Origin of the sequence: Streptomyces sp. NPDC058691, from assembly GCF_042714775.1 — a bacterium.
Classification (GTDB): Bacteria; Actinomycetota; Actinomycetes; order Streptomycetales; family Streptomycetaceae; genus Actinacidiphila.
Genome location: NZ_JBHXSO010000004.1, coordinates 1 through 13,796, shown reverse-complemented (window position 1 = coordinate 13,796; position 13,796 = coordinate 1). Strand labels below are relative to the sequence as shown.

Annotated in this window: 13 protein-coding genes; 10 read left to right on the top strand and 3 right to left on the bottom strand. The window is 71.0% G+C overall.

What is annotated here, in order from left to right:
- The first annotated feature begins 26 nt into the window (after positions 1 to 26).
- On the top strand, positions 27 to 305 hold the full coding sequence (locus tag ACFWVC_RS04080; protein WP_384276507.1) for a hypothetical protein: 279 nt from the start codon (positions 27 to 29) through the stop codon (positions 303 to 305).
- A gap of 454 nt (positions 306 to 759) precedes the next feature.
- Here ACFWVC_RS04080 and ACFWVC_RS04075 read toward each other — a convergent pair whose 3' ends face one another.
- The gene (locus ACFWVC_RS04075) at positions 760 to 1,251 is read right to left on the bottom strand and encodes a PH domain-containing protein (protein WP_384276501.1); all 492 of its coding nucleotides are present in this window, start codon (positions 1,249 to 1,251) and stop codon (positions 760 to 762) included.
- Between the two features lie 200 nt (positions 1,252 to 1,451).
- On the opposite strand from ACFWVC_RS04075, the gene ACFWVC_RS04070 reads away from it, so the two are divergent.
- Positions 1,452 to 2,402, top strand: a complete 951-nt coding sequence (locus ACFWVC_RS04070; RefSeq protein ID WP_384276495.1) for a WD40 repeat domain-containing protein — start codon at positions 1,452 to 1,454, stop codon at positions 2,400 to 2,402.
- A 39-nt stretch (positions 2,403 to 2,441) separates the two neighbouring features.
- On the opposite strand, the gene ACFWVC_RS04065 is transcribed toward ACFWVC_RS04070, so the two are convergent.
- Complete coding sequence (locus ACFWVC_RS04065; protein ID WP_384276491.1) at positions 2,442 to 3,335, bottom strand: LysR family transcriptional regulator; 894 nt, start codon at positions 3,333 to 3,335, stop codon at positions 2,442 to 2,444.
- Positions 3,336 to 3,489: 154 nt separating this feature from the next.
- Here ACFWVC_RS04065 and ACFWVC_RS04060 point away from each other — a divergent pair, with 154 nt between their 5' ends.
- Both ACFWVC_RS04060 and ACFWVC_RS04055 read left to right on the top strand, forming a co-directional pair.
- Positions 3,490 to 3,933: a hypothetical protein gene (locus tag ACFWVC_RS04060; RefSeq protein ID WP_384276486.1), complete on the top strand. Its 444-nt coding sequence runs from the start codon at positions 3,490 to 3,492 to the stop codon at positions 3,931 to 3,933.
- Positions 3,934 to 3,972: 39 nt separating this feature from the next.
- Complete coding sequence (locus ACFWVC_RS04055; protein WP_384276480.1) at positions 3,973 to 4,398, top strand: nuclear transport factor 2 family protein; 426 nt, start codon at positions 3,973 to 3,975, stop codon at positions 4,396 to 4,398.
- A gap of 72 nt (positions 4,399 to 4,470) precedes the next feature.
- Here the strand turns inward: ACFWVC_RS04055 and ACFWVC_RS04050 are convergent, their stop codons facing one another.
- Entirely contained in the window at positions 4,471 to 6,129 is a 1,659-nt protein-coding gene (locus ACFWVC_RS04050; RefSeq protein WP_384276475.1) for a hydrogenase maturation protein, read from the bottom strand.
- A gap of 227 nt (positions 6,130 to 6,356) precedes the next feature.
- Here ACFWVC_RS04050 and ACFWVC_RS04045 point away from each other — a divergent pair, with 227 nt between their 5' ends.
- The 6 genes from ACFWVC_RS04045 to ACFWVC_RS04020 all read left to right on the top strand — a co-directional run bounded on the left by ACFWVC_RS04045 (position 6,357) and on the right by ACFWVC_RS04020 (position 13,703).
- Complete coding sequence (locus ACFWVC_RS04045) at positions 6,357 to 7,928, top strand: cellulose binding domain-containing protein (protein WP_384276468.1); 1,572 nt, start codon at positions 6,357 to 6,359, stop codon at positions 7,926 to 7,928.
- 319 nt (positions 7,929 to 8,247) lie between these two features.
- Positions 8,248 to 8,685, top strand: coding sequence for a subtilase-type protease inhibitor (locus tag ACFWVC_RS04040; protein ID WP_384276459.1), 438 nt, complete (start codon positions 8,248 to 8,250; stop codon positions 8,683 to 8,685).
- Positions 8,686 to 8,988: 303 nt separating this feature from the next.
- Positions 8,989 to 10,185 (top strand): alginate lyase family protein, encoded by a 1,197-nt coding sequence (locus ACFWVC_RS04035; protein ID WP_384276453.1) that lies wholly within the window; start codon positions 8,989 to 8,991, stop codon positions 10,183 to 10,185.
- Between the two features lie 36 nt (positions 10,186 to 10,221).
- Positions 10,222 to 11,013, top strand: a complete 792-nt coding sequence (locus tag ACFWVC_RS04030; protein WP_384276445.1) for a crotonase/enoyl-CoA hydratase family protein — start codon at positions 10,222 to 10,224, stop codon at positions 11,011 to 11,013.
- Between the two features lie 644 nt (positions 11,014 to 11,657).
- Positions 11,658 to 13,268: a M4 family metallopeptidase gene (locus tag ACFWVC_RS04025; protein WP_384276438.1), complete on the top strand. Its 1,611-nt coding sequence runs from the start codon at positions 11,658 to 11,660 to the stop codon at positions 13,266 to 13,268.
- Between the two features lie 75 nt (positions 13,269 to 13,343).
- Positions 13,344 to 13,703, top strand: coding sequence for a nuclear transport factor 2 family protein (locus ACFWVC_RS04020; protein WP_384276430.1), 360 nt, complete (start codon positions 13,344 to 13,346; stop codon positions 13,701 to 13,703).
- Positions 13,704 to 13,796 lie beyond the last annotated feature (93 nt).

The window sequence follows — 13,796 nt, the reverse complement described above, 5'->3', positions numbered from 1 at the left end:
GCACAGTCAGCGACACATGGCGCGTCATGCGTGGCAATGAGTTGGTCGGCACGCTCGCGGTGTACGGCGTGGACATGCCTGCCTACCTCTGCGACTTCTTCCCCGGTGCAGGTTGGGAACCCGTCCGGCCGCTTTTCGAGGCCGATGCCGAGGTGACGGGGCCGGACCCCGATGGCAGCCGAACAGCAGCAGTACTCAAGCCGATCGTTGGCCTTGGACTCGTCCTTGTGCCGGTTGCCGGAGGCAAGCCGATCGACCGCTTCATCCTGCGGATCTACGGGGACAAGGCCCGCTTGAGATACTGAGACCTGCGCTGCGCGCGACCAGGAGACTGGATGGTGTGTTCGAGCTGGTCTTCCAGATTGGCGCCGTACAGCAGTGGAGTACATCAACCTCCGAGCCCGCGGTAGATCGCCACCGACCCCAGGCGACCGGCCGACATGCCCAGCAGACCTGAGCGACCGTCGTGCCCATAGTTCGTATCGAGGGGCGTTGACCTTCGGACGTCGACTCTCGTGACAGAAGGGACGGGGCCTCACGGGGAATCGGATCGCCCTCCACGAGTTCAACGGACTTTCAGACCTGCAAGATCGATCACGGGGGACGATGGCTGGGGCCGGCGCCCATCGGGCTTGTCGCGGCCGGCGTAAGGCAACAGGCCATGCCCGGCCCCGGCCCGGGTAGGCAACCGGCCAAAGATCGCCCGACGCCCGCGCGGTCCGTGCTGCCGGCAGCAGGGTTGGAGGAGACCGGCCCTGGCTAGTGCGACGCCAAGACGGCGACCCCGATACCGACCGTGATGACGAGGCCAAGGACGACCCCGAACGCCTCGGGTGTCAACCGGTCCCTCGGCCGTATCGGCCACTGAACCCGTGTCGTCTGGTCCGTGCTGAGTTCCCACCAGCTGACGACCCGCTGGAAGTTCGCAGCCAAGTCGGGGTTGGGGTGCAGTTCGCTGTGGCTGAGGGTCGGCAGCGAACGGCGCCGCCCGTCAGTGAGGGTGATCCGGGCGGTCCGCACCGTCCCGTGCCGGCCACGGGTCTCGCGCATGTCGATCCACTGGATCTGATCCCAGGGGTGGGTGCGGCCACGGCCCACGCCCCAGGAGATGGTTATCCCGTCCGCTCCGACCGTGGTCCGGCTGCGGCGTGTGAGACAGAATGCCAGGCCCAAGAGCGCGACGATCACGCCGTACACCCAGGAGAAGACCTCCGTGTCGGAACCACGGAAGAGGAGGGCCGCCTCAATCACGCCTCCGACGAGCAGTGGCGCGAGTAGCGGCCAGGACGGGCGGTGCCGGTCATTCCCTCGAAAGATTAATTCGTCCACGAACGCGCATGCTACGCCTCGGGGTCGGCCCGGGAACCGGTGACGTTCGTTCCGCAGCGGATCCCTGACATGATCCCGCCGGGCCGCCGCGTTCTCTGCACGCGGGGATCTACGGTTGGTGTGTGAAGCCAGAGCCGATCCGTACGTCGCGAATACAGGTCATCAGAACCGGCAGACCGTACGGGGCCTGGCCCCTGCTCGCCGAGACCGCCGAGGGTCGACTGGTGGTGTTGTCGTCTTCCCATGGCGGAGACCGCTGCTATCGGTGGGATCCGGAGACCGGCCGTGAGATGTGGGCCGTCGAGTTCTTCGTGGGCGGCGGCAGCAAGGCTGTCACGTGCCCACCTGGCGGCGGTGCCGTGCTGGCGTCAGCAAATGAGGATGGCGTCGAGCGCCTGGACGCCATGACCGGCGAGACACTGCCCAGCCCGTACATGGAAGAGGTGGGCACCGTCTGGGATGTCGCCGCGGGCCTATTGCCCGGCGGGCGCCGGTTCTTCGTCGGTGCCGGCCACCACCACCGGGTCTTCCGCTGGGACGCCGTGAGCGGCGACCCGCTGGGCGCACCGCTGATGGGGCATCGGGGTTGCGTCATGGCCGTGGTGGCCGTCCCGGGACGGAACGGCACTACGGTGATCGCTTCAGGTGACGAGAGCGGTGTCATCCTGCGATGGGACCCCGAGACCGGCGAGCGGATCGGGAATCCCATCGCCGGAGCCTGCACCAGGATCAGCCAGATCACCTCGCTGATCCCTCCGGCCGGCCCCAGCCTCCTCATCGCCACCGACGCCGACAGCACCTTGTGGCGCTGGGATGCGTCAACCGGTGAATCGATCGGGAAGCCGATATCGCTGGGCACGGAGTACCCAGTGGTGGCCCCGGCGGTGGTGGACGGTGTCGCGCGACTGTTCACCTCGGGGGCAGACGACATGGTCCGTGAGTGGGACGCGGTAACCGGCGAGTTGCTCGGGATCCCGTGGAACGGACGCGACATCGAAGCACTCGCGCGTGCCGACGGCAGCACGCTGTTCGCCACCGGGTCACTCGAGGGCGACATCAGCTTCTACGAGTGAGGGTTGACGCGCCGGAGATGTGCTGCTGCGCGTCTGGGCTCACCCTCGCCAGATGAGGAACTCGTGCGCGATCGCGATCAGGGCGCGGGCCGCGGCACTGGGCGTTCGCTCGGACGGAACGGCGAGGGAGAACGGCCAGTCCAGGTTGGCGTCGTCGATGGTCAGCGTGGCGACGTCCGCCGCCTTGGCGAGGGCGGGCCGTGGCAGCAGCGCCACGCCCAGGCCGTTGCGGACGTAGGCTACGCCGGTGGGGGCGTCGGTGATCTCGAGGGCGACGCGACGGGTCACGGAGGCGGCGGCGAAGGCCAGATCGGCAACGGTCCGGATGCCGTAGCTCTCAGGGAAGTCGACGAAGTCCAGGCCGGCCAGTTCGGTGATCGGCACGGTGCTGCGTTTCGCGAGCGGATGGTCGGCCGGCACGGCCAGGTCGAGCACCGAGGTGACCAGGTCGGTCAGCGTGATGCCGGTCGGGTGCGGTCCGGGCAGGGAGACGAAGGCGATGTCGAGCCGCCGTTCGAGGAGGGCGTCGATCAGGCCCTGGGAGCCGGAGGCGGCGGCGCTGGTCTGCAGGAGCACGCCGGGATGACGCCGGTGGAATTCACCGAGGAGCGCGGGCAGGTCGATGAGCCCCACCGTGGTCATCGTCCCCAGCCGCAGGGTGCCGCGCAGTCCTCCGCGGACCTCGGCCACCGCGTCCACGGCTTCCCGGGCGGCGTCGAGAGCGGCCAGGGCGCGCGGGAGCAGGGCGGCACCGGCATCGGTGAGCAGCACGCGCTTGGAGGTGCGTTCCAGCAGTGGCGTGCCGAGTTCTCGTTCGAGGTTCTTGATCGCGGTGGAGACGGCGGACTGGACGACGTGCAGCCGTGCGGCGGCACGGGTGAAGTTCGCTTCCTCGGCGACGGCGACGAATTGCTCGAGCTGGCGCAGTTCCACCTTCCCAGTATCCCTCAGGCGGCGCCCCAGGTATCTGTGGGTGAGATGGCCGCGGTCTCCGACTTTCATTGGACAGTGGCCGTCGCGTCCGGCGATTCTATTCAGTGAAGGAACTGCTGGAAACAGGAGATCACTCATCACAGGAGGCTTGAAGATGACTTACAGGACGCCACCGACATATCTGGGCAGCGGCGACCCGGTGCTGCAGCGCAGGGACTACTACCCCCCTTGGCTGGACAATCTCGCCGACGATGTGACGCTGGAGGCCGGGGTCTTCAAGGGGACCGTCCACGGGGCCGAGGACGTCTTCGCGATTCTGTCCTATGCGCGCACTCTGTACGATTTCCAGGACTTCATCTACATCGGGAAGTACGGAGAGAACGGCTTCGTCGAGGACTACGCCGCGACGGTGGACGGCAAGCCGATCGGGAACATCGCCGTCGTCTACTTCAACGAGGAGGGGAAGACGCAGCATCTCGTGATGAACCACCGTCCGCTGCAGATGCTCAACTACTTCTCCCGGAAGCTGGGCGAACACTTCGCGGGCACGGAGTACGCGAAGTACGTCGCCGACCCGTCGGACGGCGAGCGCGCCTGAGCGGATTCCCGCTCATTTCTGCTGCGATACGGAGGAGACATGTCGTGCAATCAGGAAATCGTGGATGCCTGCCGGCGGGCATATTCCGGATTTGAGGAGAACGATTCCTCGGACCTGGTGGCCCTGATGTCGCCCGAGGTGATTTTCGACTTCCCCACCTCCCTGCCCTATGGCGGGACATTCCATGGGCCTGAAGGGTTTCGCGCCTTCTACCGGGATATCTACGATCATTACTACGACACCTTCAACTACGACGCGCACACGGTGCTCGATGCCGGGTCGCACGTCATCGTTCCCGTCAGGGCGCGCGCGAAGGCGAAGACCGGCCGCACCATGGAGAACGAACACTGTCTGCTGTTCACCGTGAACGACGGGCTGATCACCGAGGCCCGGCTCTACGCGGACACCGCCAAGGGGCGTGACTCGATCGACGGCCTCCAGGTGTACCCGTCGGCGGCCTCCTGAGGAGCCGGCTCGGCGGGCGTGAGCGGCACGCCGCATCGTCCGCCCCCGGCAGTGCCCGGGCCGCGGTCCGGGTCAGGGGGCGGTGCGGCCGCGGACGAAGGCGGTGCGCAGGGCGTGGTAGGGCGCGTGGGGGTCGGAGAAGGTGGTGCGCATGCGGGCGAGCTCCTCTTCGCGGTAGGCGGACAGGGGCTTGGCCGCTTCACGCCGTTCCAGGTCGGCCTTCTTCGCGGCGACACGGGCCTGCGCGGCGGAGGTGCCGGCCAGGCGGGCGGCCAGCCGCGCGACGTCGGCGCTGAACTCCTGCGGCCCGCACATCAGCAGCCGGTCCACCAGGCCCAGTCGCATGGCTTCCGTGGCGCCGACCGGCAGTGCCCTCTGGGTGAGCCGCGACGCCGTGCCGGGGCCGACGCGGCGGGGCAGGGAGTACGTCCAGTACTCCGAGCCGTACAGGCCCATGAGCCGGTAGTGCGGGTTGAGCACGACTCCCTGGCGGCACCAGACCTCGTCCGCGGCCAGGGCGAGCATCACGCCGCCGGCGCCGGCGTTGCCGCCGAGCGCCGCGACCACGAGGCGGTCGGTGGTGGTGAGCACCGCCTCGACCAGGTCGTCCATGGCCGTGATGTTGGCCCATGACTCCGCGGCGGGGTCCGCCGCGGCCTCGATGGCCTTGAGGTCGATGCCGTTGGAGAACACGTCCCGGCCGCCGTTCAGCACCAGTACGGAGGTGGGCCGCGTGCAGGCGCGCCGGAAGGCCGTCAGCAGCCGGCGGCAGACCTCGGTGGACATGCCGCCGCCCGGGAACGAGAACGAGAGCACGCCCGCCGCCCCCTGCTCGCGGTAGCGGATGTCGGCCCAGTCGTCCTCGTCCGCCTCACGGGCGGGGACCTCGGGCAGGTCCGGCAGCAGCGCGCCGAGCGCGGTGACCGCGGGCAGGGCGAGGGTGGCGGGGCCGCCGGGGGAGCGGCGGGGGCGCAGCCGCGGGATCCACACGGCGCCGTCCGACGTGGCCCGGCACACCGCGCCCGCCCGGGTGGCCAGCAGCCGTCCCGGCTCGCCGCACAGCCGCCTCTCGGGGTGGCCGCCGTGCAGGAACCAGTGGGTGCCGAGCAGTTCGTCCAGCACGCCGGGCCGGGAGTCGGCGGCGCGGAGCTTGCGCAGGACGGTTCCGGTGGTGTCCCGGGCCCAGTCGACGCGCCGCTCGTCCTGGGTGACGGCGGGCCGGGTGCGGACGTGCGCGCGGACCGCCGGGTCCGTCTGGGGCCTCGGGAGGTACGCGCCGGAGGAGACCCGGTCGACGGCGAGCAGGACGGCCTCCATGGCGGCGTCGGAGATCTCGCCCCGGTACAGGTCGCTCTTGCCGACCGGCGGCACGGCGCAGGCCACGGAGGCCCAGATCGCCCCGGCGTCCAGCTCGGCGCCCGCTTGGAGGACCGTCACGCCCCACTCGCCGGCGCCTTCCTGGATCGCCCGGTCCAGTGAGGCCGGGCCCCGGTCGCCGGGCGGCCCGGGGTGGACGATCAGGCAGGTGTGTGCGGACCAGACGTCGGGCGGGATCACCGTCTTGAGCATCGGCGCGATGACGAGCTCCGGCTCGTACCGGGCCACCGCCTCGCGCAGCGCGCCGCCGTCCGGGGTCACCTCGACGGCGACGCTGTGGCCGAGTTCGGCCAGTTCCACCAGGGCGCGCTGGGTCAGGCTGTTGAACGCCGAAGCCACCAACAGGATGTGCATCTGGACCTCCCGGCCGCCCGGCTTCCCGGCACGGTCGGGGAGCGCCGGCTCAGGTCTCTTCGCAGCGATGATGCCCGGCGGGCGGTCGCTGCCCGGTGCGGCCCGGCCGCGGCGTCACCCGATCGGCCAGAACCAACTATTGACGCGAACGCATCAAGTCGATAGGTCTATACCAGATGCTTTGGTACAGACCAACTCTGCGCCCGTTCCCGCCTGTGGAGGCCTGGATGCGAAGAACTCTGGCCCTGGTCACCGCGCTCGTCGGAGCGCTCGTCCTGCTCCTCGCCCCGCCCGCGGCCGCGGCCACGCCGACCGCGGCCTTCGTGAAGACGTCGACCTGGGAGACCGGATACCAGGGGCAGTACACGATCACCAATGGCGGCACCACCACGCTCAGCGGGTGGACCGTCGAGTTCGACCTGCCGTCCGGGACCACCGTCGGCTCGTACTGGGACACGCTGCTCACCCAGAGCGGCAGCCACTACACCTTCAAGAACCGCGACTACAACGGCACTCTGGCCCCCGGCGCCAGCGCCGTCTTCGGCTGGGTCTCCGGCGGCACCGGCGCGCCCACCGGCTGCAAGCTGAACGGCGGCTCCTGCGCGGGCGGCGGCGGGGGTTCCGACACCACCGCGCCCAGCGTCCCGTCCGGTGCGAGCGTCGGCTCTGCGACGAGTTCGTCCCTCACCGTGCGCTGGACCGCGTCCACGGACGACTCGGGCAGCGTCGCCGGCTACGAGGTCTCGCGGGACGGCGGCACGCCCGTCGCCGTGACCGGCACCTCGTACACGGCCACCGGGCTGTCGGCGAGCACCGCCTACGCCTTCCGGGTGCGCGCCAAGGACGCGGCCGGCAACACCTCCGCGTACAGCGCCGCCGTCAGCGGGACGACCACCTCCGGCGGCGGCACCAACCCGCCGCCCGGCGGCGTGCGGACCGCCCCGTACGTCGACATGGGCGCCTGGCCGACCCCCAGCCTCACCGCCATGTCCTCGGCGAGCGGCCTGAAGAGCTTCACCCTGGCCTTCATCACCGCCTCCTCCTGCAAGGCCATGTGGTTCAACGCCTACGACCCGCGCGCCGCGTGGGGCAAGGACCAGATCGACGCCATCCGCGCGGCCGGCGGTGACGTCAAGATCTCCTTCGGCGGCGCCTCGGGCATCGAACTGGCCCAGGCGTGCGGGACGGTCGACGCGCTCTACAACGAGTACAACGCGGTGGTGAACGCCTACGGCCTGACCTACGCGGACTTCGACATCGAGGGCGCGGCCACCGCCGACCCGGCCTCCGTCGCCCGCCGCTCCCAGGCGCTGGCCCGGCTCCAGCAGGCCCACCCCGGGCTGCGCATCTCGCTGACCCTGCCCGCGCTGCCCGAGGGGCTGACGGCCGACGGACTGGCCGTCGTGCGCTCGGCGCGGGACGCGGGCGTCACCCTCGACGTCGTCAACATCATGGCGATGGACTACTACCGCTCCACCGACTACGGCGACGCCGCCGTCCAGGCCGCCAACAGCACCTTCGCCCAGCTCAAGACCCTCTACCCGGCCAAGAGCGACGCGCAGGTGTGGGCCATGACCGGCGTCACGCCGATGCTCGGCCAGAACGACGACGGCCACATCTACGACCAGGCCGACGCGCGGCAGCTGGTCGGCTTCGCCCAGGGCAAGCACCTCGGGATGCTGGCCTTCTGGGAGATGACGCGGGACCGCAACGCCTGCAACGGCGCGCTCTACATGTGCACGAACATCGCGCAGTCGCCCTACGAGTTCTCGAGGATCTTCGCGGGCTACAGCGGCTGACGCCGCGCCGGCCGTGGCCGGCCGCACCGTCCACTGCTCCATCGGGCCGTCATCGCGTACGAAACGCGGTGGCGGCCCGATGCTTTCCGGCCGATGTGGAGATGATGTGTCGGGCCGTGAAGGCGCTTTCACGGAGCCCCCGGCTCCGCTGAGTCCTTTCACCGGACACCCAGCCCCGCCCCAAGTGCGACACAACGGATAGTGCACAGTGTGAACAACCGGTGACCGAAAGTCGCGGAGCGATGTGACGCGGACGTGTCCGATGCACAAGACTCCGGGTCGTCCGATAACCGGAGCGAGAGCCGAAGGAGTGTTCGCTATGCGGTTCAGTGCGGTGAGTGCCTGTCTGGCCCTGGTGGCGGCGGTGGGTTCGGCCGGAGTGGCGGCCGGCCCCGCCGAGGCGCGGCCGTCCGGCGCGACGAGCCTGTACGCACCTTCCGCCGTGGTGCTGTCCGTGGGCAAGGGCGAGGATCCGGCCACGGCGACGATGCAGCGCACGGTGGTCCTGCGGTGCGGTCCGGCCCCGTTCGGCGACCACCCGGACCCGGTGTCCGCGTGCGCCGAACTCAAGGCGGCGCAAGGGGACTTCGCGGCGCTGACCGCCGAGCCCTCGGGTGTGAGCTGCACGCGCATCTGGGACCCCGTCGTGGTCACCGCGGACGGGGTCTGGGAAGGGCGGCGTGTCACCTTCAGCCGTGCGTTCGGCAACGCGTGCATGTTGCGTGGGAGTGACACGCACGGTGTCTTCGCCTTCTGACGGCCCGTCGAGGAGACGGTGATGCCGAAGGCGTGACCCGAAAGCCACGGGGTTCACCGTGGGGGAGAGCCCTGTGAGGGGCGGCCGACTCGTGGGACGGGGCCGGCCGCCCCTGATTTTTTTGAGCCCTGTGCGGGGGTGACGCCGGTGCGGCGCGGTAGCGAAGTGGCAACGGCCTTTGTTTCGCGGGGTCTTGACGCGGCATTGGTCTAGTCCTACCGTCATCCGTCAATCGCAGCGTTCAAGGGTGAGTTTCCGGTTCGCCCTTGTGAACGTGCCGTCTCCTGGGAAGGCGTCCCCCACATGTCCCACAGGTCACGCGGTCTCCTGTCCAAAGCAGTCCTCGCCCTCAGTGCGGCCCTCGTGGCCGCCCTGCTGACAGCGGTGCCCGGTACCGGCCGCGCCTCGGCGGCCCCGGCCGCCTTCACGCACCCCGGCGTCCTGGTCAGCCAGTCCCAACTCGACTTCGTACGCGGAAAGGTGCAGGCCGGCGCGCAGCCGTGGAAGGCCGCCTACGACCAGATGATGGCCTCCTCCTACGCCTCGCAGTCGCGGACCCCCAAACCGCGCGCGGTGGTCGAGTGCGGCTCGTACTCCAACCCCAACTACGGCTGCACCGACGAGCGCGAGGACGCGATCGCGGCCTACACCAACGCGCTGGCCTGGTACATCACCCGTGACACCAAGTACGCCACGAAGGCGATCCAGCTCATGGACGCCTGGTCGGCCACCATCACCGACCACACCAACAGCAACGCCCCGCTGCAGACCGGCTGGGCGGGCTCGGTGTGGCCGCGGGCCGCGGAGATCATCCGCTACTCCTACGGCAACTGGCCGAACGTGAACCGTTTCGCCACCATGCTGCGCAACGTCTACCTCCCCGAGGTCATCAACGGCTCCAAGAGCAACGGCAACTGGGAGCTGAGCATGATGGAGGCCGCCGTCGGCATCTCCGTCTTCCTCGACGACAAGGCCTCCTACGACAAGGCCGTCACCCGCTACCTCAACCGCGTCGCCGCGTATGTGTACTTGACCACCGACGGCGCGCTGCCGAAGACCGTGCCCGGCAGCGGGCTGGACACCCGGGACGAGATCGTCGGCTACTGGCAGGGCCAGTCCACCTTCGTGACCGGCTTGACCCAGGAGACCTGCCGGGACTTCACCCACACCGGGTACGGCATCTCCGCGATCTCGCACGTTGCCGAGACCAGCCGCATCCAGGGCCAGGACCTCTACCCCCAGGTCGGCGAGCGGCTGCGGCAGGCGCTCGGCTTCCAGTCCAAGTACCAGCGGGGCGAGGCGGTGCCGTCCTGGCTGTGCGGCGGGCACCTCAACCTCGGGCTCGGACCGGTGACCGAGGTCGGTTACAACGCGATCCACAACCGCCTCGGCTACGCCATGACCAACACCCAGGCGCTGACCGAGTCCCAGCGTCCGGCCGGCAGCAACAACCTGTTCGTGGCCTGGGAGACGCTCACTCACGCGGATAACCTCTCCTGAACCGGCAGAGGTGATCAGCGGCGGAGGGACACGGCCATGCCCGTACGCGTCGAGCGCAGCGGACCCGTCACGACGGTGGTGCTCTCGCGCCCCGGTGCGCGCAACGCCGTCGACGGTCCGACGGCGCGTGAACTGGCCGTGGCCTTCCGCGAGTTCGACGCGGATCCCGGTGCCTCGGTCGCCGTGCTGTGGGGTGAGGGCGGCACCTTCTGCGCGGGTGCCGACCTCAAGGCCATCGGCACCCCGCGCGGCAACGAGGTGACCGAGGTCAGGGACGAGGGGGACGGCCCGATGGGCCCGACCCGGATGCGGCTGGGCAAGCCGGTCATCGCGGCGATCTCCGGTCACGCGGTGGCCGGCGGGCTTGAACTCGCCCTCTGGTGCGATCTGCGGGTCGCCGAGGAGGACGCGGTGCTCGGGGTGTTCTGCCGGCGCTGGGGCGTGCCGCTCATCGACGGCGGCACGGTCCGGCTGCCGCGGCTCATCGGGACGTCCCGCGCGATGGACCTGATCCTGACGGGGCGTGCGGTCGACGCGGCCGAGGCGTACGCCATGGGCCTGGTCAACCGGGTCGTCCCGGCGGGCGGCGCGCGCGAGGCGGCGGAGCGGCTGGCGGCGGAGATCGCGGCGTTCCCGCAGACCTGCGTACGCCACGACCGCCTGGCCGTGCTGGAGGCCGAGGGGCTCCAGGAGGGCGCGGCGCTCGCGGCGGAGCTGCGGCACGGCCGGATCTCGCTCGCGGAGGCGGCCGAGGGCGCGGCCCGCTTCGCCGCGGGCGCGGGGCGGCACGGGTCGTTCGGGGAGGACGGGCCGGTCACGGCGCGCTGAGCCCGGACGCGCTCGCCGGGGGTCGGCATGGGGGAGGCGGGCAGCCGGTCTCCCCGGCGGACACGCAGGCACGTCGGGCCCGGCCGCCGGTACTGGGGCGGATGCCGCCGCCGATGACGTGGCTGCCCGGCCCGGTGGCCGGGACGTTCCCGCGCGCCTCCACCGGGCGGTTGCCCACATCGGAGGGCGGCCGAATCGGGCGCCCGGTGAGGGCTTCGGGCGCCGAGGCGAGCGGCAACGCTGCGGCGGGTCCGGTGTGTGCGGTGGCCCCGCCGGTGTGCGGCGCCTGGTGTTCGCGTCGGCCCTGCCGGCTGGGCCGGCGCGCGGCGCCCGGTCGAGTAGGGGCCGACGGCGGCGCTCTGCCGTGACGCACCGGCTTTCACGGCTCATCCGGGCGGCGCGTGCGAGGTCCGCGACGTCGGGGTGCCCCGTGTCGGGCGGTTCAGCGCGGGCTGCCCGGAACGGCCTCGGCGGAGCCCGCGTGACCGGGGCGTGCGGGGTGGCTGGTTCCTGTGTGTGGGCTGTGTGTGCCCTCTGGACAGCGGAATGTCATGGGCACTTAAATCTGGCTCCGTTTCACCTCCCCACCGCGTATGCGCCTCCGCGCACGTCCCCGCGACCCGAGGAGCAGGATGCAGCACTCAATGAGACGCGCAGCGACCGCGACAGCCGCCGCGGCCGGCATGACCGCGCTGACCGCGGCCCTCCTGGTGCCGTCGGCCGCCTCGGCGGACCACGGGAACCTCCCCTCGCGCGCCACCGCCGTGGCCCGCGCCGACGCCGCGGTGACTCTGCCGGCCGGGCAGCGGCGTACCGTCCGCGACGTCGTCACCGACGCCGACGGCGCGCAGCACGTCCGCTACGACCGCACCTACCGCGGACTGCCGGTCCTGGGCGGCGACATGGTCGTGCACCTCGCCCCCGGCGGGGCGTACGAGGGCACGCAGCGGGCCACCCGCGCCGACCTCGCCGTGCCGAGCGTCACGCCCGCCGTCCGGGCCGCCACCGTCGCCGGCGAGGGCCTCGCGGCCCTGCGCTCCGCCCACCGCGGCACGTCCTTCCGGCAGGCCAAGGCCAAGCCGCAGCTGGTCGTCGACGCTCTGCACGGGACGCCGCGCCTGGCCTGGCGGACCACCGCCGTCGGCCTGGACAGCCTCGGCAACCCCGCCGCGCGCGTACTCGTCACCGACGCCCGCACCGGCGCGCGCATCGACGCCTGGGACGCCCTGGAGACCGCCGCCGGCGACGGCAAGTCCCTCTACGGCGGCACCGTCTCCCTGGAGACCACCCTCAGCGGCAGCACCTACCAGCTGAAGGACCCGACCCGCGGCGCCACCTACACCGGCGACGCGCAGAACAAGACGGACCTGTGCATCTTCGGGATATGCCTCTCCCGCGCACCCGCGGTGCTCTTCACCGACGCCGACAACCACTGGGGGACCGGCACCACCGCCGACCGCGCGACCGCCGCCGTCGACGCGCAGTACGGCACCGACGAGACCTGGGACTACTACAAGACCGTCCACGGCCGCAGCGGGATAGCCGGGGACGGCAAGGGCTCGTACAACCGCGTCCACTACGGCAACGGCTACAACAACGCCTTCTGGGACGACAGCTGCTTCTGCATGACCTACGGCGACGGTGATGGCTCCACCTTCGGGCCGCTGGTCGCCCTGGACGTCGCCGGGCACGAGATGTCGCACGGCGTCACCTCGCGCACCGCGGGCCTCACCTACTCCGGTGAGTCCGGCGGTCTCAACGAGGCCACCTCGGACATCTTCGGCACGCTGGTGGAGTGGCACGCGGGCAACTCCTCCGACCTCGGCGACTACCTCATCGGCGAACGCATCGTGAAGCCCGGCTTCGGCAAGCCCGCGCTGCGCTTCATGGACAAGCCCTCCAAGGACGGCAGTTCGGCGGACTGCTGGAGCTCCGGCGTCGGCAACCTCGACGTCCACTACTCCTCGGGCGTCGCCAACCACTTCGCCTACCTGCTCGCCGAGGGCAGCGGCGCCAAGACCCTCAACGGCGTCAGCTACAACAGCCCCACCTGCAACGGCTCCACGGTGGGCGGCATCGGCCGCGACAAGCTCGGCAAGATCTGGTACCGGGCCCTGACCGTCTACATGACCTCCGGCACCAACTACGCGGCCGCCCGCACCGCCACCCTCAAGGCCGCCGCCGACCTGTACGGCGCGTCCGGCACCGACCACGCCGCCGTGGCCGCGGCCTGGTCCGCCGTCAACGTCAACTGACGCGGCCCCACCACCGGACCCCGCCGGACCGGCCTCGTCCAGGCCGGCCCGGCGGGGTCCTGGCACACTGGCCGCGTGACGACGACCGACGCGGCGGCGGCCGTACGCGAGCACCTGCGGGCCTTCAACGCCCGTGAACTGCAAGCACTTCTGGCCGGTTTCACCGACGACGCCGTGTGGATCACCGGCGGTACGACCGTACGCGGTCGCGCCGCGCTGACCCGGTTCTTCGACGAGGCGATGCGCGGGCTCCTGCCCACGCTGGAACTGCGGGACGTGATCGCCGAAGGCGCCCGCGCCGCCTGCCAGCTGACCGAGACCCTGACCTACGGCGGCGAGGCGCGGTCGTACCCGATCGCCGCCTTCTACGAGTTCCGCGACGGGCGCATCTCCTCCGCGAAGGTCTACCGCGAGGGCAGCGCGGACGTCGCCTGAGGACGTGGCCCCCCCCCCCCTGGCGGGGGGGGGGGGCCCGGGGGCCCGGGGGGGGCGGGGGGTAGGGCGCGGGGGGGGCGGGGGGGGGGGGGG